This window comes from Dokdonia sp. Hel_I_53, from assembly GCF_007827465.1.
Classification (GTDB): domain Bacteria; phylum Bacteroidota; class Bacteroidia; order Flavobacteriales; family Flavobacteriaceae; genus Dokdonia.
The window spans coordinates 706,706-731,243 of the sequence record NZ_VISL01000001.1; the positions used below are offsets into that span (position 1 = coordinate 706,706).

The 24,538-nt window shown below is 34.2% G+C and carries 22 protein-coding genes; 16 read left to right on the top strand and 6 right to left on the bottom strand.

Annotated elements, in window-relative coordinates; all coding sequences use genetic code 11:
* Positions 1–234: 234 nt before the first annotated feature.
* Positions 235–819, bottom strand: coding sequence for an RNA polymerase sigma factor (locus OD90_RS03035; RefSeq protein WP_144666395.1), 585 nt, complete (start codon positions 817–819; stop codon positions 235–237).
* A 254-nt stretch (positions 820–1,073) separates the two neighbouring features.
* On the opposite strand from OD90_RS03035, the gene uvrA reads away from it, so the two are divergent.
* From uvrA to OD90_RS03085, 11 genes are all read left to right on the top strand, one after another.
* Positions 1,074–3,869 (top strand): excinuclease ABC subunit UvrA, encoded by a 2,796-nt coding sequence (uvrA, locus tag OD90_RS03040; protein ID WP_144666398.1) that lies wholly within the window; start codon positions 1,074–1,076, stop codon positions 3,867–3,869.
* Positions 3,870–3,988: 119 nt separating this feature from the next.
* On the top strand, positions 3,989–5,500 hold the full coding sequence (locus tag OD90_RS03045; RefSeq protein WP_144666401.1) for a nuclear transport factor 2 family protein: 1,512 nt from the start codon (positions 3,989–3,991) through the stop codon (positions 5,498–5,500).
* 18 nt (positions 5,501–5,518) lie between these two features.
* A complete protein-coding gene (locus tag OD90_RS03050; RefSeq protein ID WP_144666404.1) occupies positions 5,519–6,304 on the top strand; it encodes a sugar-binding protein in 786 nt (261 codons plus the stop codon).
* 77 nt (positions 6,305–6,381) lie between these two features.
* Complete coding sequence (locus OD90_RS03055; protein ID WP_261374455.1) at positions 6,382–7,752, top strand: M28 family peptidase; 1,371 nt, start codon at positions 6,382–6,384, stop codon at positions 7,750–7,752.
* Positions 7,753–7,834: 82 nt separating this feature from the next.
* Complete coding sequence (locus tag OD90_RS03060) at positions 7,835–9,079, top strand: amidohydrolase (protein ID WP_409994638.1); 1,245 nt, start codon at positions 7,835–7,837, stop codon at positions 9,077–9,079.
* 1 nt (position 9,080) lies between these two features.
* Positions 9,081–9,458, top strand: coding sequence for a PH domain-containing protein (locus OD90_RS03065; RefSeq protein ID WP_144666411.1), 378 nt, complete (start codon positions 9,081–9,083; stop codon positions 9,456–9,458).
* 367 nt (positions 9,459–9,825) lie between these two features.
* Positions 9,826–10,179 (top strand): BlaI/MecI/CopY family transcriptional regulator, encoded by a 354-nt coding sequence (locus tag OD90_RS03070; RefSeq protein ID WP_144666414.1) that lies wholly within the window; start codon positions 9,826–9,828, stop codon positions 10,177–10,179.
* 118 nt (positions 10,180–10,297) lie between these two features.
* Complete coding sequence (locus tag OD90_RS03075) at positions 10,298–12,340, top strand: M56 family metallopeptidase (RefSeq protein ID WP_144666417.1); 2,043 nt, start codon at positions 10,298–10,300, stop codon at positions 12,338–12,340.
* Positions 12,341–12,730: 390 nt separating this feature from the next.
* Complete coding sequence (locus OD90_RS13250; RefSeq protein ID WP_261374456.1) at positions 12,731–12,853, top strand: hypothetical protein; 123 nt, start codon at positions 12,731–12,733, stop codon at positions 12,851–12,853.
* 239 nt (positions 12,854–13,092) lie between these two features.
* Positions 13,093–14,277, top strand: a complete 1,185-nt coding sequence (locus OD90_RS03080) for a hypothetical protein (RefSeq protein WP_144666420.1) — start codon at positions 13,093–13,095, stop codon at positions 14,275–14,277.
* Between the two features lie 66 nt (positions 14,278–14,343).
* Entirely contained in the window at positions 14,344–14,484 is a 141-nt protein-coding gene (locus tag OD90_RS03085; RefSeq protein WP_144669624.1) for an SsrA-binding protein, read from the top strand.
* Positions 14,485–14,496: 12 nt separating this feature from the next.
* Here OD90_RS03085 and ytxJ read toward each other — a convergent pair whose 3' ends face one another.
* On the bottom strand, positions 14,497–14,889 hold the full coding sequence (gene ytxJ / locus OD90_RS03090) for a bacillithiol system redox-active protein YtxJ (protein WP_144666422.1): 393 nt from the start codon (positions 14,887–14,889) through the stop codon (positions 14,497–14,499).
* A gap of 224 nt (positions 14,890–15,113) precedes the next feature.
* On the opposite strand from ytxJ, the gene clpB reads away from it, so the two are divergent.
* The 4 genes from clpB (at position 15,114) to OD90_RS03110 (ending at position 21,710) form a co-directional block, all read left to right on the top strand.
* Positions 15,114–17,720 carry an ATP-dependent chaperone ClpB gene (gene clpB, locus OD90_RS03095; protein WP_144666425.1) on the top strand — a complete coding sequence of 869 codons (2,607 nt, stop codon included), beginning with the start codon at positions 15,114–15,116 and terminating at the stop codon, positions 17,718–17,720.
* A 136-nt stretch (positions 17,721–17,856) separates the two neighbouring features.
* Positions 17,857–19,647 carry an ATP-binding protein gene (locus tag OD90_RS03100; RefSeq protein WP_144666428.1) on the top strand — a complete coding sequence of 597 codons (1,791 nt, stop codon included), beginning with the start codon at positions 17,857–17,859 and terminating at the stop codon, positions 19,645–19,647.
* Between the two features lie 21 nt (positions 19,648–19,668).
* Positions 19,669–20,313: a PAQR family membrane homeostasis protein TrhA gene (gene trhA / locus OD90_RS03105; protein WP_315897467.1), complete on the top strand. Its 645-nt coding sequence runs from the start codon at positions 19,669–19,671 to the stop codon at positions 20,311–20,313.
* Positions 20,314–20,399: 86 nt separating this feature from the next.
* Positions 20,400–21,710, top strand: a complete 1,311-nt coding sequence (locus OD90_RS03110) for a DEAD/DEAH box helicase (RefSeq protein ID WP_144666431.1) — start codon at positions 20,400–20,402, stop codon at positions 21,708–21,710.
* 68 nt (positions 21,711–21,778) lie between these two features.
* On the opposite strand, the gene OD90_RS03115 is transcribed toward OD90_RS03110, so the two are convergent.
* The 4 genes from OD90_RS03115 to rpsF form a co-directional block, all read right to left on the bottom strand.
* Positions 21,779–22,255, bottom strand: a complete 477-nt coding sequence (locus tag OD90_RS03115) for a DUF6495 family protein (RefSeq protein ID WP_144669626.1) — start codon at positions 22,253–22,255, stop codon at positions 21,779–21,781.
* 93 nt (positions 22,256–22,348) lie between these two features.
* Positions 22,349–22,801 carry a 50S ribosomal protein L9 gene (gene rplI, locus OD90_RS03120; RefSeq protein ID WP_144666434.1) on the bottom strand — a complete coding sequence of 151 codons (453 nt, stop codon included), beginning with the start codon at positions 22,799–22,801 and terminating at the stop codon, positions 22,349–22,351.
* Positions 22,802–22,816: 15 nt separating this feature from the next.
* Complete coding sequence (gene rpsR / locus OD90_RS03125) at positions 22,817–23,113, bottom strand: 30S ribosomal protein S18 (RefSeq protein WP_144666437.1); 297 nt, start codon at positions 23,111–23,113, stop codon at positions 22,817–22,819.
* Positions 23,114–23,116: 3 nt separating this feature from the next.
* Positions 23,117–23,458 (bottom strand): 30S ribosomal protein S6, encoded by a 342-nt coding sequence (gene rpsF / locus OD90_RS03130; RefSeq protein ID WP_144666440.1) that lies wholly within the window; start codon positions 23,456–23,458, stop codon positions 23,117–23,119.
* Positions 23,459–23,811: 353 nt separating this feature from the next.
* On the opposite strand from rpsF, the gene OD90_RS03135 reads away from it, so the two are divergent.
* A complete protein-coding gene (locus OD90_RS03135) occupies positions 23,812–24,513 on the top strand; it encodes a LytR/AlgR family response regulator transcription factor (protein ID WP_144666443.1) in 702 nt (233 codons plus the stop codon).
* Positions 24,514–24,538 lie beyond the last annotated feature (25 nt).

The window sequence follows — 24,538 nt, forward strand, 5'->3', positions numbered from 1 at the left end:
AAACCCCCATTTAAAAGATTGGGGGTGTTAGATTTAGTTAAGAATTGTCTCAAATTCCATTGCTTTATATGTATAACATTTAAAAGCTTTAGAATAATTAAGGAGAAAATTGACGGTTGCCTCCTTAGGTTCAAATTCGTCCGTCTGTTTACCTGACGAAGGTTGAGAGTAAATTTTTTCCATTGATTTTGTTTTGTTATCTATTGATAACGCAAAACAAATCTGGTTATTATTCTAATTGGTCAAAACCATATTATTTTTCTCTATAGTCTTACGCATATTGATGATAGCATAACGCATTCTTCCTAAAGCGGTGTTTATACTTACCCCTGTACGCTCAGAGATTTCTTTAAAGCTCATCTCTTGATAAATACGCATTTTAAGGACTTCTTTTTGATCTTCTGGAAGCTCTTCAATTACTCGCTTTATATCAATATTTACTTGATCCCTTACCATCTGTTTTTCTGCATTAAGAGCATTATCACCTAAAACAGAAAAAATAGAAAATTCACCTGTATTGTCAAACTTAGGCATTCTGCTATTACGCCTAAAATGGTCTATTACAAGGTTATGTGCGATACGCATTACCCACGGCAAAAACTTTCCTTCCTCATTATACTTTCCCTTTTTAAGGGTTTTTATAACCTTTATAAATGTATCTTGAAAAACATCTTCGGAGATATCCCTATCATAGACTTTAGAATATATAAAGCTATAAATACGTTGTTTATGTCTTGTTATAAGGGTTGCAATTGCAGTTTCATCACCTTTAATGTAGTTACTTACGAGGGTGGCATCATCTAATAAAACACGTTTCATACTAATATTACTTGTAGGTTAAAATTCTAGAGAATTAAATCTCTTATTCGGGATTTTAAAAAGTAATAGTGTAGTATAAGCGTTTGGGGTTTTGTGTTTTACAGCCGTAAATATATAATAATAATGTTAATGTTTTAAAAAAAATTACAAATTCATACAATAAAGTTCAAATTTTAATTCAAAACGCACTTTTGTATACCGTCCTTAGCAAAACTCTTTAAGTATCTTTGTGATACATACCTCAATAAAAAGCGATGCTCATAGACGTAAAGGACGTAAATCCTAAGAAGAATATTATCATTAAGGGTGCCAAACTCCACAATCTCAAGAATATAAATGCAATTATTCCTCGTAACAAGCTTGTGGTGATAACAGGACTTTCGGGATCTGGTAAATCTAGCCTTGCTTTTGATACATTATACGCAGAAGGGCAAAGACGCTATGTAGAAAGTCTCTCTTCTTACGCCAGGCAGTTTTTAGGAAGATTAGATAAACCTAAAGTAGATTATATAAAAGGGATTGCTCCTGCGATCGCTATAGAGCAAAAGGTAAATAGCACAAATCCTAGATCTACGGTAGGCACTTCTACAGAAATTTATGACTATTTAAAACTTTTATATGCTAGAATAGGAAAAACAATTTCTCCTATTTCTGGAAATCAGGTAAAGAAAGATACAGTAACAGACGTTGTTCAATATGTTTCCGCTTTTGCGAAAGCAGAAAAACTCCTACTTCTCGCTCCTATTTATTTAGAAGAAGGTCGCAAATTAGAATCAAAGCTACAAGCATTATTACAACAAGGGTATGCAAGAGTTCAAGTAAAAGGAGAAGTAAAACGACTGGATGAAGTAGCAAAAATTGGAACCAAGCTCAAAGTTAAAGACGTTCTACTTGTCGTAGATCGCATCGTTACAAACCCTAGCGATGAGGATTTTAAAAATAGGCTGGCAGATGCAGTACAAACTGCATTCTTTGAAGGTAAAGGAGAGCTATTTGTAGAAAAGTTAGCAGATCATTCTGTAAGACAATTTTCCAATAAATTTGAACTTGATGGAATGTCTTTTTTAGAACCCAACGTACACTTATTTTCATTTAATAACCCTTATGGTGCGTGCCCCACTTGTGAAGGTTATGGTGATGTGATTGGGATTGATGAGGACCTCGTAATTCCTAATACTGCATTGTCAGTTTACGAGAATGCAGTGTTCCCATGGCGCGGGGAAAGTATGAGTCATTACAGAGATCAATTAGTAAATCGTGCTTATAAATTTGATTTTCCTATTCATAAACCTTGGTTTGAACTCACGGAAGATCAGCAGCAATTAGTATGGAAGGGTAACTCACATTTTGACGGACTTAACAAATTTTTCAGTTTCTTAGAATCAAAAGCTTATAAAATTCAAAACAGAGTGATGCTCTCTCGTTATCGAGGAAAAACAAAATGTAATACCTGTAAAGGAAAACGACTTAGACCTGAAGCAACCTATGTTCAAATAGGAGGAAAAAATATAGTAGATTTAGTAGAATTGCCTCTTAATGAGGTTGCAGACTTTTTTAAAAATTTACAACTATCAGAACACGATCAAACAATTGCCAAACGATTATTAATTGAAATAAATAGCCGATTAGAATTTCTTAGTAAAGTAGGACTCAACTACCTTACACTTAATAGGAAATCAAATACATTATCCGGGGGAGAATCTCAACGCATCAATCTTGCCACCTCATTAGGGAGTAGTTTAGTAGGCTCAATGTATATTCTTGATGAACCTAGTATAGGCCTGCACCCCAAGGATACAGAGAAACTTATCGAAGTCTTAATACAATTAAGAGACTTAGGCAATACGGTAATTGTCGTTGAGCATGACGAGGATATTATGAAAGCTGCAGATTATATCATTGACATAGGTCCTGAGGCTGGGACTTTTGGTGGTAATGTTGTAGCTGTGGGTGATTACGAAGAAATCCTTAAAAGTGATTCTCTTACTGCTGGGTATCTTAATGGCAAATTAGAAATTGAAGTGCCCAAAAAGCGTAGATCTTCAAAACATCAAGTCACTGTAGTGGGAGCTCGAGAAAACAACTTAAAAAATATTGATGTTACTTTTCCATTAGGAGTCTTTACTGCCGTTACTGGAGTTTCTGGAAGTGGAAAATCTACTTTAGTCCGTAAAATTTTATATCCCGCATTACTGAAAGCAGTGGGCGGTTATGGAGAAAAAGCAGGACAGTTTACAGAGCTTAAAGGAAATTTTGAAAACATCAAGTCTATCGAGTTTGTAGATCAAAACCCTATAGGAAGATCTTCACGCTCAAATCCTGTCACTTATATCAAAGCATATGATGATATTAGAAAGTTATATGAAAACCAGAAACTAAGCAAAATTAGAAATTATAAGTCTAAGCACTTTTCTTTCAATGTAGATGGGGGTAGATGTGAAACTTGCAAAGGTGAAGGAGAGGTTACTATAGAGATGCAATTTATGGCAGATGTGCATCTAGAATGTGAAACTTGTAAAGGAAAGCGGTTTAAAAAAGAAGTTCTAGAAGTTACGTTTAACGATAAGAATATTGATGACATTCTTACAATGACCATAGATAACGCTGTCTCTTTTTTTGAAACTCAAGGAGAGAAAAAAATAACGCGTAAACTCAAACCATTACAAGACGTCGGCCTTGGTTATGTTACTTTAGGGCAAAGCTCATCTACACTATCTGGAGGAGAAGCACAACGTATTAAACTAGCCACATTCTTAGCAAAAGGTATAACTAAAGATAAAAATCTGTTCATCTTTGATGAACCTACTACAGGATTGCACTTCCACGATATTAAAAAACTGATCGCTTCCTTTGAAGCGCTTATTGCTAAAGGACATTCTATCATTGTGATAGAACATAATATGGATCTTGTAAAATGTGCAGATTATGTGATTGATATAGGTATTGAGGGAGGTAAAAATGGCGGTAAATTGGTTGCACACGGAACACCTGAGAAAGTAGCAAAAGATAAAAACTCTTACACAGGCACCTATCTTAAAGAAAAACTGTAGACCATTCTTTTAATTAGCAAAAAGTGCTTTAAAATGAATCGTTGAGAGTTTGGTCAGTTTTAGTTTTACGCTTTCGCGAAAGCGTGATTATCCCTATCTTTCTCTTTTAATCATAATTCATGAGAGTCCTAATCCTATTCCTATTTTGCTTTTTAGCTACACAGACCATTCTGGCTCAATCAGATACTGAAATCTACCTTTTTGATATTACCGAAAAGGATGGTAAAATAAAATTGTCTAACCAAAAAAATATTTCAAATACCGAGGGATATGATAACCAACCATTCTTTTTAGGTAAAAATGCACTCATCTATTCAGGTACTATAGATGGCAATACAGAAATAGTAAAATACGTACGTGGTACAAAAACTACACTTAACACAAAAACTATAGGTGGAGAATACTCACCACAGTTAATCCCTGGAGATCGTGCTGTGTCTGCAGTAAGACTGGATCCCGATGGACGCCAACGTTTATATCGTTATGAACCACGTAATCCAAAATTAAAAGAAATAATAGATGATGCCGTAATTGCATATTATACTTGGGCGGATAATCAGACTATTGTAAGTGCTACCATTGTAAATAAAAAATTACATCTCGTTACCTACGATCTTCTAAATAATAAAAGTGAAGACTTAAATATCATCGTTGGACGCTCGTTTCATAAAATACCTAATTCAAATCTTGTTAGTTTTATTGATAAGACAAATGATGAGTGGTATGTAAAATCAATTGATCCAAAAACAAAGAATATAAAAACAATTACAGCAATCCCTCAAAGGGTTGAAGATATTGCATGGCTTCCTGATGGATCATTACTAGCTACATATGAGTCAAGTATCTTACTAAAAACTAAGAAAAAACGTAGCTGGACAGTACTAAACACCTTTGAGGATGAAAATTTAAAAAACCTATCACGAATTACAGTCTCTCCTAAAGGAGATCAACTCGCTATCGTATCTGAGGTTTCTCCTGGTGTTATTGTTAAAAAGCATATAGAGCCTTTTAATAAAAAAGAATTGGAACCATTTTTAAAAGCATTTTCAAATAATGTAACCGTCAGCAACTTCATTTCAGATACACTCTATGTAGGGCAGAAACTATTACGCTCTAATTATGAAAAGATTTTCCAAAATAAACCACCCATAACTGTATCTGTCATTAACAGGATAATCTATAAAAACTTTGTAATTGATGAGGAGCTCGTAAATTTTGTAGACAGAAAACACAAACAAGTCACCCTGTACACAGTTGGGAACGGTAAGATTACCTCCATGACGTTTATTACTCCCAAACCCCTTTCAAAAAATGCTCAATCTATTATAGATTCTCAGATTGAATATTATAACAGTCAAGACTTAAAAGGCTTTATGACACTTTTTAATAAGGATGCGGCATTTTTAAACTTTCCTTCAGAAATTGTTTATCAAAGCATCGATGATGCAAGAAAAAGCTATCAAGAGATGTTTAGTGACATACCAGATCTACACGTAACCATTAAAAATAGAATAGCGATTGGAAACTATGTTATAGATCATGAAAAAATCACTGTAGGTAAAAATCATCAATATGGGGTGGTTATCAGCAAGGTGATTGATGGTAAAATCACCCAGGTTATTTTTCTGTAATTATCTTATAGAGCTCTTATGAAAATAATATATCGTTTGCTATTAATTAGTATATCTACTGTTTACAGTTGCAAAGACACGAGTGCTTCTCAAGAAATTTTGAAAGAAGATACGTCTGTAATTATTAATGCTAAGACAAATCATCAATTGAGAAAAATTAAAAAGGCTACAGTGGCGCCTAAAATTGATGGGATTTCAAATGATGTTGCTTGGTCTAGTGCAAAATGGTATGATCTTAATGAACGCTGGTTAGGGAAAGAATATTCAACAGAGGACTTTGAAGGAAGATATAAGCTCACATGGACCTCTCAGGCCATTTATATACTTGCAGAAATTAAAGACGATATTCTATATGATAAAGAAAGTGATCCTCTCACCTTATGGTGGGATGACGATTGTCTTGAGATTTTTATAGATGCAGATAATTCTGGAGGTGGCCATCAATTTACACATAACGCCTTTGCCTATCACGTAGCCTTAGATGGAAATGTAGTAGATGTAGCTCCTGGCTCTGTTCCTACATTATATAACAATCATGTGATATCACAACGCAAAACCATAGAAAACACGACTATATGGGAGTGTAAAATGACTGTATATGGTGATCGTTATAAAGATGGTCAACTTAATGACCCAGTCTTGCTTTCTGCAGGTCAACAACTAGGATTTGCTCTTGCATACTGCGATAATGATACCAGTTCAGAACGTGAAAACTTCATAGGTTCGGTAACTATTCCTGGTAAAGATAAAAACCGTGGGTGGATAGATGCGGGAGTATTTGGGACTATTGAACTTCTGGAGTAAACTTCATTTAGATACGCTTTCGCGAAAGCGTACTTCTTTCAAAACATTGTTTCGTAACTTTATGAAAAAAGAAAACAATGATGAAAATCACTCACAAACTCCCTTTACTTTTTAAATCAGCATGCGTATTTACGCTCCTATATGCTACTATCGCCACTACAACTGCACAAACAGATACTAGACTATACGACATTATAGATGCAATTTCTGAAGAACGCCTTAAAACTGATGTAAAAAAACTAGCAGATTTTGGCACTAGACATACTTTAAGTGATACCCTCTCACAAACAAGAGGTATCGGTGCTGCACGAAGATGGATTAAAAGTGAGTTTGAAAAAACGGCTACTTCCTGCAATGGATGTCTCGAAGTTTTTTATCAAAGTAATTTAGTAAAAAAGGGCGATAATGATCGTATTACAAAAGATGTAGCGGTTGTTAATGTGGTAGCCATCCAGAAGGGTAAAAAATACCCTAATCGCTATATTGTAATGAGTGGAGATATAGATAGTAGAATCTCAGACCCCAATAATTACATAGATGATGCTCCCGGCGCAAATGATAATGCTAGCGGTATGGCAGGAACATTAGAAGCAGCACGTGTGCTATCAAAATATTCCTTTGAAAACAGTATTATATATGTAGGATTATCTGGAGAAGAGCAAGGATTATATGGAGGTAAAGGATTAGCTGCTTATGCAAAAGAGCAAAATTGGGATATCATAGGTATTTTAAATAATGATATGATCGGAAATATACAAGGTGTAGATGGTGTAATAGACAACAGGTCTTTCCGTATATTTTCAGAACCCGTTCCTCCTACTGAATCTGAACGCGAACGTATAATGAGAAGATTTTATGGCGGCGAGGTAGACGGAATCTCTAGACAACTCGCACGTTATGTTTACAAAACAACTAAAACCTATATGCCAGAAATGAACCCTATGATGATTTATAGACTAGACCGCTTTGGCCGTGGTGGGCATCATAGACCATTTAATGATGCTGGCTTTGCAGGAATACGTATCATGGAGGCACATGAAAATTACACACAACAACATCAAGATATACGTACAGAGAATGGTATAGAATATGGTGATACCTTCCAGCATGTAAACGTTCCTTATGTAGCAAAACTAACGGCTGTAAATGCTATTAATCTTGCAAGTATTGCATGGGCGCCTCCTGCCCCAAAAAGTGTCGGTATAGGCGGTATTGTAGAAGCAAGTGCTAGATTAGAATGGGATGCTGTAGACGGTGCTATAGCATATAAGGTATACTGGAGAGATACCACCTCCCCTACTTGGGATAATGCTAGATTAATAGAAAACACCACATCTACTACCTTAGAAGGAATTGTTATAGATAATTTTTTCTTTGGCGTGGCAGCAATTGGTAAAAATGGTCACGAAAGTCCCGTGGTGTTTCCTAATAAGATTATAAGAAAATAAATTTTAAATATAAGACGATAAACTGCTCTTATAAAAACTAGATAGTATGATTAAAAAAATTTCAGCCTTCCTATTTATGGTAATGGTATTCGCTTTCGCGAAAGCGCAAACTTCTTTTGACTCAGACATCGCTTCTGTGGAAGATAAGGTAATACAATGGCGACGTGATTTTCACCAAAACCCAGAGCTTGGGAACCGGGAATTTAAAACTGCTGAGAAAATAGCTAAACACCTGAAATCTCTAGGTATCGAAGTTCAAATGGGCGTGGCAAAAACAGGAGTGGTAGGATTGCTAAAAGGAGATCAGCCTGGAAAAGTAGTTGCGCTTAGAGCAGATATTGATGCTTTACCTGTGACCGAACGTAATGATCTACCATTTAAATCTACGGTAACAACTACCTTTTTAGGATCTGATACAGGTGTTATGCATGCTTGCGGTCACGATACTCATACAGCTATTCTTATGGGGGTTGCTGAGGTATTATCTAAAAATAAAGACAAGATCAAAGGCTCTGTAAAATTTATATTTCAGCCAGCAGAAGAGGGTCCGCCTCCGGGAGAAGAAGGTGGCGCAAAATTAATGGTTAAGGAAGGGGTATTGGAAAACCCAAAGGTAGATGCAATCTTTGGGTTACATATTAATAGTAGTACTCCTGTAAACACTATTCGTTACAAAGCTGGCGGCACTATGGCTGCCGTAGAGCGATTTGTGGTTAATGTAAAAGGTAAGCAAACTCACGGAAGTCAACCTTGGTCTGGTGTTGATCCTATTTTAATATCTGCAAAAATTATAGATGGTTTTCAAAGTATTATCTCAAGAGAAAGTAAATTAACAGATGAAGCTGCTGTGATTACTGTTGGAAAAATCACTTCTGGGCTTCGCTTTAATATTATTCCAGAGAGTGCAGAGATGATAGGTACGGTGCGAACACTCGATCCTGACATGCGAGAGAAAATTATACGCCGCATGACAGAGATGGCGCGTGATATTGCCAAAGCGTATGGTGGTGAGGCAACTATAGACTGGCAAGAAATGACACTTGTCACTTATAATGACCCCGCACTTACAAGTAAAATGCTACCTACGCTACAGTCTATTGCAGGTAAAGACAACCTAAATTCTCAAAAGGCAGTTACTGGTGGAGAAGACTTTTCTTATTTTCAAGAGAAAGTGCCAGGTTTTTATTTCTTCCTAGGCGGAATGACACCAGATAATATAGAGGCTTTTCCTCATCACACTCCAGATTTCTATATTGATGAAAGGGGTTTTCAATTAGGTGTAAAGGCTTTGAGCCAATTAAGCATTGACTATTTAAACGCAAATTAAAATGAGATTACTAAATAAGATTTTAGGAAATGCAGGTGAAGTATCTCCAGAAAAACTCACTGAAAAATATGGGCGTCTTTTAATGGACTCTGAGAACATCGAGTTGGGATTTACTTTACTAAGAGATGTTTTTATGTTTACAAATAGAAGACTCATTCTTATAGATGTGCAAGGCTTTACAGGCTCAAAAATGGAGTATAAATCTTTACCATATAAAAGTATCTCTAGATTTTCTCTAGAAAACGCAGGCACTTTTGATCTTGATGCAGAACTCAAAATTTGGATTTCAAGTGAGAACACACCCAGTGTAAGTAAAAAGTTTAACAAAAATATAGATGTATATGAAGTGCAACGGTATTTAGCAGAGAAAGTTCTATAGTTCCTAAAACTACTTATAGTATAGCTTACATTAGAGCGTAATGTCATTTTAGCAAGAAGCTCCTAAAAATATTTATGAACAAAAAATGTAGAAATTTTTCATTTTCTACTTAACTAATAATGGTTTTTGACTCCAATTAAAGCAAAAGTTTTTCTGCACAAAATTAACTCCAAAATTATTATATCTATTTTTTTTATAAAAAAATAAGAAAAACTCTATATAGTAGAACTAAAAAAAAGACCACAGTCAATAGCTGTGGTCTTTTTTTAACACTAATAACTATAAAAATAGTTTTAAAACTAAAAAAATAGTTGTGTAACTAAAATTGTAGTTGTATGTTTGAGTTAGTAATCTTTAAAGTACAAAAATGGAAAAACTCACAAATAAAGAAGAAGAGGTAATGCATGTCTTATGGAAACTAAAGAAGGCATTCATTAAAGAAGTTGTTGTAGTGCTTCCAGAGGGTAATCATTACAATACAGTTTCTACTATAGTCCGTAACCTTGAGGATAAAGGTTACGTGGGGCATCAAGCTTTTGGAAAAACTCATCAATACTATCCCGTGGTGAAATTCGAAGATTATAAAAAAGAATTTATGCAAACTGCTAGTCAAAAATTTTTTGATAATTCATATAAGAATATGGTATCGTTTTTTGCCAAAGAAGAAAAAATATCAGCAGATGAACTACGAGAAATTTTGGCTATCATAGAAAAGAAATAAAGCGGTGGAATATTTAGCATATATAGGAAAAAGCAGCATAGTACTTGGAATTTTCTACTTCATTTACTTTTTGGCGCTTAGAAATAGTACTTTTTTTAAAGTAAAAAGACGCTATTTATTGATCGGTATTTTATCAGCTATAATTTTACCTTTAGTAATATTTGAAAAACTTAAAGAAGTACGTATTCCATTGCAATCATCTTTTAGTCCAGCTAGAGTGTCTGATTTGGCATTCATACCTAGTGAAAATGTTCTATTAACTAATACTCCCATAGATTGGTGGCATGTAGTACTCATTATCTATTTTGTAGGTGTTTTTTTAATGAGCATACGTTTTATCATTCAGCTTCTCTCTTTATTAAAATTGATTAGCTCTGGTGTGGTAATCAAAAAGAATAAAGGCTACACATTTATACATTGTGAGCAAAAAATAGCACCCTTCTCATTTTTCTCATTCATCGTTTACAACAATAAATTACACACTAATTATGAACTCAAATTAGTATTGGAACACGAGAAAGTACATGCGGGTCAATGGCATTCTATTGATATCCTAGTATCGCAAATCATACTTATTATACAGTGGTGTAACCCTATTGCATGGCTTTACAAAAAAAGCGTAGAAGAGAATTTAGAATATATAGCCGATTGCGAAGCAGTTCAAAAAATTCATAATATCAAAGAGTATCAACGGTCATTAGTAAAGGTCTCATCAGCCTTAAATGAACTGGCGCTCACTAATCAATTTTATAAATCATTTATCAAAAAACGAATTATTATGCTCAATACACCACAATCTCGAAAAAGAAATCTTTGGAAGCTTAGTTTAGTCTTGCCTTTTCTTTCTGTTTTTATGTACTCTTTTAATGTAAAAGAGGTGATCAAATATGTGGAAGAGGATGATACCGCTTTCGCGAAAGCGGAAATTGTAACACCATCAATTAATACTGGAAGAGATCTCTTTTATATTGATACCGCTACCGATGATAAGAAGCTAAATCGTATCGAAAAGTATGTTGCCGATCACTGGAAAAACATTCAAATTAAATTCGGTGATAGACTATTTACAAATGAAAATAGACTCGCAGGTTTTACATTACTGACAAGATTTTCATTAAATGAGAATTTTCAAAAGCAACTTACTATTAACTCAGAAAATTTTGAAAGTTCCAATCAGTATTCTATTATGGTAGATAGTGACAAAGAAATCATTTTTAGTGATACAACCTCTTTACTGTCCATTACTCCAGATCAAATTGTTTCTAGAATATCGAAAGCTTCAATAAGCTCTAATTTACTCACTAATCATAATACTAAGTTAAAGTCTTTAGATAGTGTTCACACACCTCTGAGCAAAATTGAGAGTAGACATATTTCTGATAGTCTGATTTTAAAATGGACATATAGTTTTAAAATCACAAAGTATACAGCTATTGAAGAATTACAAGCTCTTACAAAAATTCTTAAGGAAAAATATGATACTACACTAGAGTATAGCGATGTTGATTATAATGCTCAAGAAGAAATAACGAATATACGGTTAGAAATTACTGATCCTTATAATAACACTAAAAAATACGGTTCACTAAGTTCTTACCCAATTGCTGATATCTATATCTACAATGACGTAAAATGGGGAATTGGCATCGGAACTTTAGAAAGTATTGATTACTTAAAACCAATTATCTTGAGCAGTAAACGAGATACACTCTCACAAAAGTTTGATAGTCTTAATACTGTTGAAGATTACGTGATAAAATATGCCCTCCAAGAAATAGAAGAACGTAAAACTGAAATACGAAACCGTATTGAAGTATCTAACAGACTTCAAAATAATATCGCAGTTGATTCTTTAAAAACGAGTAGTATTGCATCAGGCGATAGCTTAAAACTTCAAATGCTTCAACAGCTATCACCTCAAAGTACTCTAGAAAAAGCTACAATAGGAAAGGACTCTTTAACTGGCCGTGGAGAAGGACATTTAGAAAACATACAAGAAAATTGGATGTATTTTATAGATAACAAAGAAACCTCGTATACAGAAGTTCTCAAGTTAGATCCATCTACCATAAAACACATTTCAATATTACAAGGTAAAGTTGCCATTGCAAAGTATGGGGATAAAGGGAAAGATGGAGTTATGCTAATCGAGCTCAAATAACTTAATTTATCGAGTAAGTTAATTGTCACTTTCTAATTGAAAGTGACAATTTTTTTTGCTTCAAAATTATAAAGCAATAAATAAGAAAATGATGGAAACCTAAATTTTACTGGAAAACTGTTTTAAAAATACCTACAGTTTTTCTAAAAGATCAAAAAAGCCTCTACAAAAATTATAGTTCCAAACAATATTCATCAATATAATTATATATTAAAACATATTTAAAGGAAATGTAATTACACATTTCAATATATCTCATCTTTTAAATTACATATGTATTGTTAATTTCATTAATAATTTAATTTTTCCTTGTTATACTTTTTAAAACCTTGCTTCTTTGTTTCATCAATAACAAACAAACTAATAATAACCACTTAAAATCTTACTACTATGAAACCACAAAACGACACAACTTCAAATCCTAAGACAAACAAAGCTTTAGGTATTTATACCATTTTTATGGTAAGTCTATCTATAAGTTATATCGTCACTACTATGGTTCATAATTTATAAGAGCTAGTAGATTTAGATAAACTATCATCAATCAATCAACATTCATCAATCAAATTTTAAAACCAGTCATTATGATTCAAATTATTGTTACCACATTAGAACTTATCTTTGGATAATAGAAAATCAATCGATCAATAAAAGGCTAACCCAAAAGGTTAGCCTTTTTAAATTTTTGACTTATGTGCTAATCTTTGGCATGCTGGTTGGATTAATCAGTACGAACCTATACATTTACCTTTATGAAAAGAATTCTACTTATTCTATTTACTGCAACATTTGTGAGTAATTGTACAACCGTAAAAAATACCACAGCACGAGTTAATAGTGGTAATTACGATGAAGCTATTCGGATCTCACTTAGTAAGCTTAAGAAAAATCCAGAGAAAAAAGGAAAACAAGAATATGTACTCCTTTTAGAAGAAGCATTTGCAAAAGCAAAGCAAAGAGATACCGATAGGCTTAATTTTTTAATAAAAGAAAATCAAGAAACAAATCTTGAAAAAATTTACAGAACGTACATTAAACTTGAACAACGTCAAAAACGTATTAGACCTATTTTACCTCTAAAAATTCTTTCCGAAAATAGAAATGCAAACTTTGTTTTTGAAAACTATGATGATGAACTTATCACTGTAAAAGATAAGCTAGTATCATCACTATATGAGCAAAGTAATTATAATATAAGTAATGCAACTTCAAAAGCAGCTTATCGCGCTATTCATGAAGATTTAAAATATATAAATGAATTAAAACCTAGGTATAAAAAGACAGAACAACTGATGCGGGAAATACATGAAAAAGGTACAGATTTTATCAATGTATTACTTACAAATGACACCCAGATTGCATTACCTATACGTTTAGAAGATGAGCTTACAGATTTTTCAACGTACGACTTAGATGATTTTTGGACAGTATATCATACGAGTTCGCAACCTAACGTAAACTATGATTACGAAATTCAAATTACCTTTACAGAGATCAATATTTCACCTGAAAGTATAAGAGAACGAGAATTACAAAAAGAAAAAATTGTCAAAGACGGCACAAAGTTTTTGAAGGATGACGATGGAAATTTTGTGTACGGTGAAGACGGTGAGAAAATTGAAGTAGACAATATGATAACAGTACGTAGTACATATCATGAGTTTAATCAATCTAAGGCGGTAAATGTAACTGGAAGAGTACGCTACATAAACTTAATAACAAATCAAGTAATGGATACGTATCCACTTACATCAGAATTTGTTTTTGATCATCGGTATGCAACCTTTACAGGTGACAGGAGAGCATTAGAAGATGACTTATACACATATACTCGCAATAGAGCAGTTCCTTTTCCTACAAATGAGCAAATGATTTATGATGCAGGAGAGGATTTAAAAAATAGAATTAAACAAATTATCGTTACAAATAAGTTTTAATCAAAAAGCTGTTACTATATGAGTAACAGCTTTTTTACTAATTATCTGTCTCTTATGTCTACATCTATTTATAAAACACTCGCAAAAATTAATAAATCCATTCTTCCCTCCTATTCAAAAAAGGGACTTGATCTAGCTCAAGCAAAAAAATGGCAATTAGCTATAATTGGATACCGTGCTTGGGTAACTAAGAAAGCCCTTGGATAAGGAGGTGGTACTCTAGATCTTACTTTTTAAAGTAGCAGCACTTATACTTCCATGAGAGTCATGATACACCGCAGTGCCATTCTTTATTAAAATAAGTTGCGGACTTTGATGTTCTACTTCAAAACGATTTGCAATTTCGTTAGAAACAGCTCTATACGCTTTTAAATCTAAGAAATACAAATCTAATTCGCTTGATTCTATATCATATTCAGATTCAAAGGAGCGCAAAGCCATTCTACTGATACCACAAGTGGTTGAGTGTTTAAAAATTGCTACAGGCTTTGTTTTTGAAAGCTCAATTATTTCATCTAATTGTTCAACAGTTGTAAGTTGCTGCCAAGGTAAACCACTTTTTGATTTATTTTCTGATGCGTTTCCACCAAAGACAGAATTAAAAATTCCCATATTTATTGTTTTATAATAAAGATAGCTATTGATCTTAAGTTACGCTTTCGCGAAAGCGTAAAAGAATTCTTAAAACAGTCAAAAGGTCAGTTAAAACCAATGATCGCAAGACATTTTGTCTTTAATTTTAATTGGAATAGTAGTTGTCTTATGGATATGAAAATGATAATCATAGATAAATAGTAAGGAATCTTTTCCCTATTATTTTATAAAAAATATAAACAATGAATTTTAATAATTATACTATAAAATCACAAGAGGCCATCCAGAAGGCCCAACAAATTGCTCAAGAATTAGGGCATCAACAAATAGAAAATGAACATATTTTCAAAGGAATCTTTGAAGTAGATGAACACGTTACCCCTTTTTTATTACAAAAGTTAGATGTAAACGTTCCGTTACTTCAACAAATTTTAGATAGCACCTTACAAAGCTTTCCCAAGGTAACTGGTGGTGACATGACACTAAGCAGAGAAGCAAGCAAAACAGCAAATGAAGCGAGTATCATTGCTAAAAAAATGAACGATGAATATGTTTCTATTGAACATTTAATTTTAGCCATTTTTACTTCTAAAAGTAAAGTCGCTCAGATTTTGAAAGATCAAGGAGTTACAGAAAAACATTTAAGTGCAGCGATAGAAGAACTACGTAAAGGGAATCGTGTTACTTCTCAAAATGCAGAAGAAACATATAACTCTTTAAATAAGTATGCAAAAAATCTAAACCAGCTCGCTAGGGATGGGAAGTTAGATCCTGTTATAGGTCGTGATGAAGAAATACGCAGGATATTACAAATTTTAACTAGACGTACTAAAAATAATCCTATTCTTGTAGGAGAACCTGGTACTGGTAAAACTGCAATTGCAGAAGGATTGGCACATCGTATTGTAGATGGAGATATTCCAGAAAATTTACAAAATAAACAGATTTTTGCCTTAGATATGGGAGCTCTAATTGCAGGAGCAAAATTTAAAGGTGAGTTTGAAGAACGTCTTAAAGCGGTCATTAAGGAAGTAACTGAAAGCGCTGGAGATATTGTGCTGTTTATTGACGAGATACACACACTTGTAGGAGCTGGTGGTGGTCAAGGCGCAATGGATGCTGCAAATATTTTAAAACCCGCTCTTGCGCGTGGAGAATTGCGGGCAATTGGAGCCACTACGCTTGATGAATATCAAAAATATTTTGAAGCGGATAAGGCACTTGAGCGCCGTTTCCAAAAGGTAACTGTAGACGAGCCAGACACAGAAAGTGCTATTTCAATTCTACGAGGTATTAAGGATAAATACGAAACGCACCATAAAGTGCGCATTAAGGATGATGCGATTATTGCTGCGGTAAAATTATCACAACGCTACATTACAAGTCGTTTTCTTCCAGATAAAGCCATAGACTTAATGGATGAGGCTGCTGCAAAAATGCGTATGGAGATCAACTCCAAACCAGAGGAGCTAGACGTTTTAGATCGCCGAGTGATGCAACTTGAAATTGAAATTGAGGCCATTAAAAGAGAGAAAGATGAAGTTAAATTAAAATCGCTTCGCGCAGATCTTGCAAACCTTAAAGAAGAGCGTAATGAGTTGAGTGCACAGTGGCAGTCTGAAAAGGATATTGTTGAGAATGTGCAAAGTGCTAAACAAGACATAGAAAACTATAAACTTGAAGCAGAAAAAGCAGAAAGAGAAGGAAATTATGGCCTTGTGGCAGAGTTGAGATACGGTAAAATAAAAGAAGCGCAAGAACATCTTGAAGAATTACAAAAAGATCTTGCAGATCAAGCAGAGACTTCGCTTATAAAAGAAGAAGTTACGAGCGAAGATATAGCAGAGGTGGTCGCAAAATGGACTGGGATTCCTGTTCAAAAAATGCTGCAAGGAGAACGCGAGAAGCTTCTAAAGCTAGAAGATGAGCTTCACAAACGTGTGGTAGGTCAAGAAGAGGCTATTATTGCGGTGAGTGATGCTGTAAGACGTAGCCGTGCTGGTTTACAAGATCAAAAAAAGCCTATTGGTTCTTTTCTGTTCTTAGGTACAACCGGAGTTGGTAAAACTGAGCTTGCAAAAGCACTAGCAGAATATCTTTTTGATGATGAGCAAGCCATGACACGTATTGATATGAGTGAATATCAAGAACGTCATTCTGTAAGTCGTCTGGTAGGAGCACCTCCAGGATATGTAGGTTATGATGAAGGTGGACAGCTTACAGAAGCCGTAAGACGTAGACCGTATTCTGTCGTACTCTTGGACGAAATTGAAAAAGCGCATCCAGACACTTTTAATGTGCTGCTACAGGTGCTTGATGAAGGGAGATTAACAGACAACAAAGGGCGAACTGCAGATTTTAGAAATGCAATTATTATTATGACTTCTAACATGGGTAGCCATATTATAAAAGAGCGTTTTGAAGCGATTCCAGATGTAGATAGCGCTATGGAAGCTGCAAAAGTAGATGTGCTTGGATTGCTCAAACAAAACATACGTCCTGAGTTCTTAAATAGAATTGATGATATTGTAATGTTTAGTCCGCTTACGCGAAAGGATGTACGTGACATTGTTAAGCTTCAATTTAAAGGAATCCAGAATATGTTATTACAACAGAACATAGTCTTGGACGCAACAAAGCAAGCTATAGATTTCCTTGCTGAAGCTGGTTTCCAGCCAGAATATGGTGCACGTCCAGTAAAAAGAGCGATGCAACGAGAAGTACTTAATCAACTATCAAAAGAGATTTTGAGTGGGAAGATTGCAACTAATAGTAGTATTCTTTTAGATGCATTTGACGATCAATTAGTATTTAGAAATGAAAGTGAGCGCACTGGAGAAGAAGAATAATTAAAGTGTTATGATCAATAAAGTAAGGCTATTCAGTTATGAATAGCCTTTTTTGTTTGACGCAGAGGTAAAACTCTACGACTGATAGGTAATATTTTATTTTAAATATCTTAATTTAGATTGTAGATACATATCTATGCGATTTGTTTACTTATGTTTTTTATTACTAGTTTGTAGTTGTGCAAATCATTCTAAAACTGCCGATTTTTATGCAGACGTCTCCTCCTATTCTACTCCAACAGATGAGAATTTTACTGTAAATGATGCTGTATTAAATTACAATCAAGGGAATTTTCGAAAAGATCCGAATTTAAAGATTTTTGCTACCACTAATGAAACATTATGGTTTCAAAAGACTATAAAAGATATCACCTTAAATTATTTAAGCATTGCCGTTACATACATTTCCTATTCGCGTGTATATATACTCAGGGATAAGGAGATTATATCTCTTCAAAAAATAAATTCTTACGAAAATTTTCCACATCAATCTTTGTACTACAGACACCCTACTTGGAAGCTACCTAAATTAAAGGCTGGCGATCAACTTTTTGTAGAAGTAAAAAACGCGAGTGGACGCGCACGATTAGAATTTTATTTAGAAAATGAAAATGATTTCTTTAAACGTGTAGAAACAGAATATTTTTTATTTGGAGTATTTATTACTTTTCTAGTATTAATCGTAGTGGGATTGGTTTTTTTCTCGCTTTCGCGAAAGCGGTATTCCATCCTTTTTTACTGTGTGTATATACTCTGCATCATTGTCGAATTTCTAGCTGGTAAAGGAATAGGCGTGCAATATATTTGGTCTGATTCTGGGTTTTTAGTGACCAGCAGCCGAAGTTTTTCTCAGACTATAGGTGTCGCTGCACTATCGTTATTCTATGTATATTTTTACAACTATACATCAAAAACGCTACGTATCAAACGCGTGTTTTTGATATGTGCCTTTACGACAATACCATTTTTACTGGTATACTTTTACAAAGCGATATTCCCATCTTTCCCTACCTTTTACTTATATGTATGGATAGTAATGAAAGTTATTATAATCGTGTTTTTAATTAATCACATTTTATTAGCAAAAAGAGGTAAACTACCCATTTATTTAGTGATAGGATTTACCCTACCGCTAATTGCAATGTTACTCTCCCAATATATTAATCCATCTGTTTCTTCCTCTTGGTATACTATAAAATTTGTCTCGAATATCTATTATTTAGGGCTGATTATCGAGATTATAATCTTCACCTATTATATCTTTAATACCATATTAGAAGCTCAAAAAAATATTGTAAGACTGCGAAACCTGAATGAAGATTTGAAGAACAATTTTAACGAAGGTATGTTACAAACACAAGAACGTGAACGAGATTATTTACTCTCAGAAGTACACGATACCTTTGGCGGTTATATAGCAGCTTTGCGCATTAAAATAGCTACAGATGACAAAAAGAAAGCAAAAGAAACACTAGATGCTTTTAGTAAAGATTACCGCTACCTTCTTAATAACCTCTATTCTCCCAAGATCAATGCAGCAAATTTTAGTGAGACTATTGCAACGTATTTACAAAAAATGAATGTTTTGAGTGATCTTGAAATTATTTCAAACATTAATATAGGTGATACCACTTTATCACAAAATACTTGTATACATTTATACAGAACGCTGTCTGAGCTCATTTCTAACGTAATCAAGCACGCTGGTGCTTCTATGATCGTAGTTTATATTTCTCAAAATGAAGAAGGAACAATTATACTTTCTGTTACAGATGATGGAAAAGGATTTGACGAAACTCAAATAAGTACTAATTCTTACGGACTCTCTAATGTAAAAAAGCGAGTTAAAGAAATTAATGGCACGCTTCACATTGACACATCAGACACAGGTACATCAATACATCTAAAAATTCCTCAAAATTATTAATGTTTTCTCAAAGCTCATACAATGATGACTAAAAAAAAATCTCTTGAATACACGCAGCTAGAAGAAAAGTTAAACATCTGGACCCATGGTTTTGGGTTTGTTGCGAGTTGTGTTGTATTACTTTTGTTTTGCTTTCGCGAAAGCGTGAGTACAACCGCTACGGTAAGTCTAATCATATTTGGTGTAAGTATGTGTATACTCTACTTTGCTTCTACAGCATATCATAGTGCTACAAAACCAATACAGAGGTCCCGTTTAAATATTTTTGACCATGCTGCAATTTATGTACTCATTGCAGGTACCTACACACCTTTTACCTTAGTTACCTTAGAGGGAGAAACTGGATGGTGGATTTTTGGAGTGGCTTGGGGAATTGCCTTTTTAGGGATTATTCTAAAGCTTTTTTTTACAGGTAGATTTGATATCCTTTCAACGATTTTATATGTCGCTATGGGATGGCTCATACTATTTGCCTATAGTCCGCTGATTGAAAACTTGCATCCCTCAGGAGTAACATGGCTTTTTGCGGGAGGAATCTCTTATACCATTGGCGCTGTACTGTATAGCATTTCTAAAATTCCGTTTAATCACGCTATCTTTCATGTATTTGTATTAGGGGGAACTTTCTGCCATTTTATGGCTGTCTATTTTTATGTGGGTGTATAATTTCTCTTCGCTTTCGCGAAAACTTCTGTTCGAAAAACTACTTGCTAGAATCAACTATCAGCTATCGAATAAGTACCTTTGTCCCTATGATAAGTAATCAAAAAAACCAAAAACAAATTCTTGACAAATTAGGTATTTCAAAGCTAAATGAAATGCAAGAAGCGGCTCAACTGGCTATCCATTCTTCCAAGGAAGTAATCTTACTCTCTCCTACAGGAACAGGTAAAACACTTGCTTTTCTCCTACCTGTGATTGCAGAGTTAAACCCTAATGGTGAAGAAGTTCAATTACTTATCATAGTTCCATCAAGAGAACTTGCCATACAGATAGAAGATGTTGCTCGTACCATGGGAACTGGTTATAAAATTCATGCCGCTTATGGCGGTCAAAGTTTTAATACAGACAGACAAGCTATAAAACATAGGCCAGCAATTCTTATAGGCACTCCAGGTCGTATTGCAGATCATTTACGTAGATCAACGTTTCCCACAGAAAATATTAAAACGTTAGTCCTTGATGAATTTGACAAATCCCTTGAGGTTGGATTTGAAGGCGAAATGACAGAGATACTAAGTTTCTTACCTGTACTAGATAAAAAGATTTTAACCTCTGCAACGCAAGGTGTCGAGATACCAAGATTTGTAGAGCTTACATCCCCGGTTGAAGTAGACTATCTTCATGAAGGAGTTTCTAAACTAGAACTAAAAGCAATTGTATCTCCAGAAAAGGATAAGCTTGCTATGCTGGTTAAGGCATTATGCCATTTGGGAAATAAACCAGGGATCATATTTTGTAATTTTAAAGATACCATCGCTAGAATAAGTGAGTATCTTAATGAGCATGGAATTGCACACGGCACGTTTTACGGAGGTATGGAACAAAGAGAACGTGAAGTGTCCTTATTAAAATTTAGGAACGGTACACATCAGTTATTGCTTGCCACAGACCTCGCTGCTAGGGGAATTGATGTGCCAGAAATTAAGTTTATCATTCATTACCACTTGCCCATACATAAAGAGGAATTTACGCATCGTAATGGTCGTACAGCTCGTATGCAGTCTGAGGGGACCGCTTATGTGCTGCATTGGCGTAACGAGAAGTTACCAGAATTTATGCCAGAAATGGATGAGGAATACGTACACGATTGTGATGTACCAGAAGAATCGCCATGGACCACACTTGAACTTTCAGGCGGCCGAAAAGATAAAATATCAAAAGGTGACGTTGCAGGCTTCTTTTTTAAAGAAGGGAACATCAATCGTGATCAAATAGGGATTATTGAAGTTAAGAATCAGCAATCATTTGTAGCTGTTCACACAAGTGTTGCCAGCAGATTAATAAGAACTCTAGATGGTAAAAAACTCAAAAAAGCGAAGTTACAAGTAAAGCAGGCTTAAAAGAAATGCGTTTGTTAGAAACGACAAACGCATTTTAAATTACTTATTTGATAGATTTTAAGTGAATACTACTTCACATCTACAAAACGTTCAAACCACTTATAAAGATCTCCTTTTGTGATTACAGCACCTTCTTGGATAAGTTTAAACTTGTCAAGGCTACGATCTTCACTATATTCTTTTGATGCGCTCATAAAAACCACTTGCTCATCGGCTAGATTTTCTTTGAGCCAGCCATAACCTTCTGTAGTAGTTATATCAATGTCTTCCTTATTTATTTTAATAGCAATAAGTGACATCTTTTCCTCACCTAGTAAGAATAGATGCATTTGATTAGGTGATATATGCTCTAGATATTGTGCTTTAGTAAGCACACCTTCCCAAACTAAGTCTGAAAAAACATCGATCTCCTCTTCAGCAACGAGAGGCTGCTTTTCTTTAATAGATGCCCACTCCTCTCCTGTGATAGACTGTGTAGCCAAAAAATTAATAAATTCTGGGTGGAGTTCTTCTAGTTGTTCTTTTGTAAGTCTAGCGTATTTCATCACACGTTCCATTTAATCATGTTTCAAAAAATCAATATCAAAAAAAACCGTTCTTATAAAATAAGAACGGTTTTATATATAAAATATAACGATCTAGTTAGCCTCAGCTACTACATCAAAAGGAAGTGTTACAATCACATCTCTGTGAAAACGAACAGTTGCCTCATAATTACCTAAACGTTTTACAACGTTACCAGCAATTGAAATATACTTCTTATCAATACTTACACCTTCTTTTTCAAGGTATTGAGCTACGTCTCCATTAGTTACAGATCCAAAAAGCTTATCTCCGTCTCCAGTTTTTGCAGTTATCTTAACTTCAAGACCGTTAAGTTTATCTGCTTGTTTCTGAGCGTCGTCTACTACTTTTTGTTCTTTATGAGCGCGTTGCTTAAGGTTTTCTGCTAATACTTTTTTTGCACTTACAGTGGCAAGTACAGCATCACCATTAGGAATAAGGTAATTTCTACCATATCCGTTTTTTACTTCTACGATATCGTCTGCAAATCCTAGATTCTCAACGTCCTTCTTTAATATAAGCTCCATCTTATTATCTAGTTTCTATTTATACAAATCAGTTACGTAAGGCATCAAAGCTAAGTGACGTGCGCGTTTTACTGCTACAGACACTTTACGTTGGTACTTTAAAGAAGTTCCTGTAAGACGACGAGGTAATAACTTACCTTGTTCATTTACAAAACCTGCTAGCCAGTCTGCATCTTTGTAATCTACATACTTGATACCAGACTTCTTAAAGCGACAGTATTTCTTTTGCTTATTTGTTTCAATGTTAAGAGGAGTAAGATATCTAATATCTCCATCCTTCTTTCCTTTTGCTTGTTGTTGTAAAGATGCCATAACTTACGCTTTTTGCTTTTTTAGTTTTTCACGTCTTCTTTCTGCCCAAGAGATTGCATGTTTATCCATGGCTACAGTTAAGTAACGCATTACACGCTCGTCACGGCGAAAAGCAAGTTCGTAATCATTGATGGCTTGTCCATCAACCGTAAATTCAAGTAAGTGGTAAAAACCGCTTTTCTTGTTTTGGATAGGATATGCAAGCTTTTTCAAGCCCCAATCCTCTTTACTAATCATCTTAGCACCCTTTTCTTCAAGGAAGTCTGTGTACTTCTTTACTGTTTCCTTTATCTGATCATCAGATAAAACGGGATTCAAGATGAAAACAGTTTCGTAATGGTTCATATAATATGAGTTAAATTAAAATGAGTGCAAAAGTAAGCATTCTCTTTTAATAATAAAATAGTTCAATTCAATAAAATTCTAATTTAGTACATAATAAGGTATAAGGTTTATAAATTAGGGTATTCCGCTTTCGCGAAAGCGTCCTTTCACCTATTTAAAAGCAAAGTATTAATGGTTAATTTACACTAATTAAAAATGAGGTTTAAACCAATTTTAACGAAACACATCTAACCTTATAAGGATGTCGATAAATTACAAGGAAAATCCGATGAAAGTAAGATTTAGTTGTATTATCGCCTAAAATTTACTAATATTGAACCTATTTAATTAATTAAAATTAATAATACTAGACTGTGGAAGGAGTTTTATTAGACTGTGCTGTTGTAGATGATTCTAGCTTACAAAGACTTGCTATTGTAAAAATGATCAATGATCATCCTAATTTACGTCTAGTAGCAGAGTATAACAACGCTATTGAGACTAAAAATGGCTTAATTGATACGAAGATAGATTTAATCTTTCTTGATATTGAAATGCCTATACTTTCTGGTTTTGACTTACTTGACGATCTTATTCATAAACCTCAAATTATCTTTGTTACTGGAAAGACTAAATATGCCTATAAAGCATTCAACTACAATGCTATAGACTACTTAAGAAAACCACTCACAAAAGATCGTTTTACAAATGCAGTTTATAAAGCTTTAAGTTTACACAAACTTAAGACAGAGGGAGCTGTTGAAGATGATGATTATATATTTGTTAAAAGTAATCTCAAAAAGAAAAAAGTGATGTTAAGCGAGCTTAAATATATTACTGCTCTTGGAGATTATGTAAAACTTGTTACCATCCATGATCCTATTGTTGTACTAGCTACTATGAAATCTTTTGTGGCGCAACTTCCACCAGAACGTTTTATGCGTATACATAAATCCTATATTGTCAATATAGATAAGGTAGATAAATATAATAGTAGAAATATCGAAATAGAAGGAGAAAAAATTCCACTATCGAGACACAAAAAAACAGAGCTTATAGAAGCACTATCAGCTTAAGACAAAAGCCACTTTTAAAGTGGCT

Excerpts from the sequence above, each read along its gene's own strand:
- OD90_RS03035 (WP_144666395.1), bottom strand. The coding sequence starts at position 819 with ATGAAACGTGTTTTATTAGATGATGCCACCCTCGTAAGTAACTACATT.
- uvrA (WP_144666398.1), top strand. The coding sequence starts at position 1,074 with ATGCTCATAGACGTAAAGGACGTAAATCCTAAGAAGAATATTATCATT.
- OD90_RS03045 (WP_144666401.1), top strand. The coding sequence starts at position 3,989 with ATGAGAGTCCTAATCCTATTCCTATTTTGCTTTTTAGCTACACAGACC.
- OD90_RS03050 (WP_144666404.1), top strand. The coding sequence starts at position 5,519 with ATGAAAATAATATATCGTTTGCTATTAATTAGTATATCTACTGTTTAC.
- OD90_RS03055 (WP_261374455.1), top strand. The coding sequence starts at position 6,382 with ATGATGAAAATCACTCACAAACTCCCTTTACTTTTTAAATCAGCATGC.
- OD90_RS03060 (WP_409994638.1), top strand. The coding sequence starts at position 7,835 with ATGGTATTCGCTTTCGCGAAAGCGCAAACTTCTTTTGACTCAGACATC.
- OD90_RS03065 (WP_144666411.1), top strand. The coding sequence starts at position 9,081 with ATGAGATTACTAAATAAGATTTTAGGAAATGCAGGTGAAGTATCTCCA.
- OD90_RS03070 (WP_144666414.1), top strand. The coding sequence starts at position 9,826 with ATGGAAAAACTCACAAATAAAGAAGAAGAGGTAATGCATGTCTTATGG.
- OD90_RS13250 (WP_261374456.1), top strand. The coding sequence starts at position 12,731 with ATGAAACCACAAAACGACACAACTTCAAATCCTAAGACAAACAAAGCT.
- OD90_RS03080 (WP_144666420.1), top strand. The coding sequence starts at position 13,093 with ATGAAAAGAATTCTACTTATTCTATTTACTGCAACATTTGTGAGTAAT.
- ytxJ (WP_144666422.1), bottom strand. The coding sequence starts at position 14,889 with ATGGGAATTTTTAATTCTGTCTTTGGTGGAAACGCATCAGAAAATAAA.
- clpB (WP_144666425.1), top strand. The coding sequence starts at position 15,114 with ATGAATTTTAATAATTATACTATAAAATCACAAGAGGCCATCCAGAAG.
- OD90_RS03100 (WP_144666428.1), top strand. The coding sequence starts at position 17,857 with ATGCGATTTGTTTACTTATGTTTTTTATTACTAGTTTGTAGTTGTGCA.
- trhA (WP_315897467.1), top strand. The coding sequence starts at position 19,669 with ATGATGACTAAAAAAAAATCTCTTGAATACACGCAGCTAGAAGAAAAG.
- OD90_RS03110 (WP_144666431.1), top strand. The coding sequence starts at position 20,400 with ATGATAAGTAATCAAAAAAACCAAAAACAAATTCTTGACAAATTAGGT.
- OD90_RS03115 (WP_144669626.1), bottom strand. The coding sequence starts at position 22,255 with ATGAAATACGCTAGACTTACAAAAGAACAACTAGAAGAACTCCACCCA.
- rplI (WP_144666434.1), bottom strand. The coding sequence starts at position 22,801 with ATGGAGCTTATATTAAAGAAGGACGTTGAGAATCTAGGATTTGCAGAC.
- rpsR (WP_144666437.1), bottom strand. The coding sequence starts at position 23,113 with ATGGCATCTTTACAACAACAAGCAAAAGGAAAGAAGGATGGAGATATT.
- rpsF (WP_144666440.1), bottom strand. The coding sequence starts at position 23,458 with ATGAACCATTACGAAACTGTTTTCATCTTGAATCCCGTTTTATCTGAT.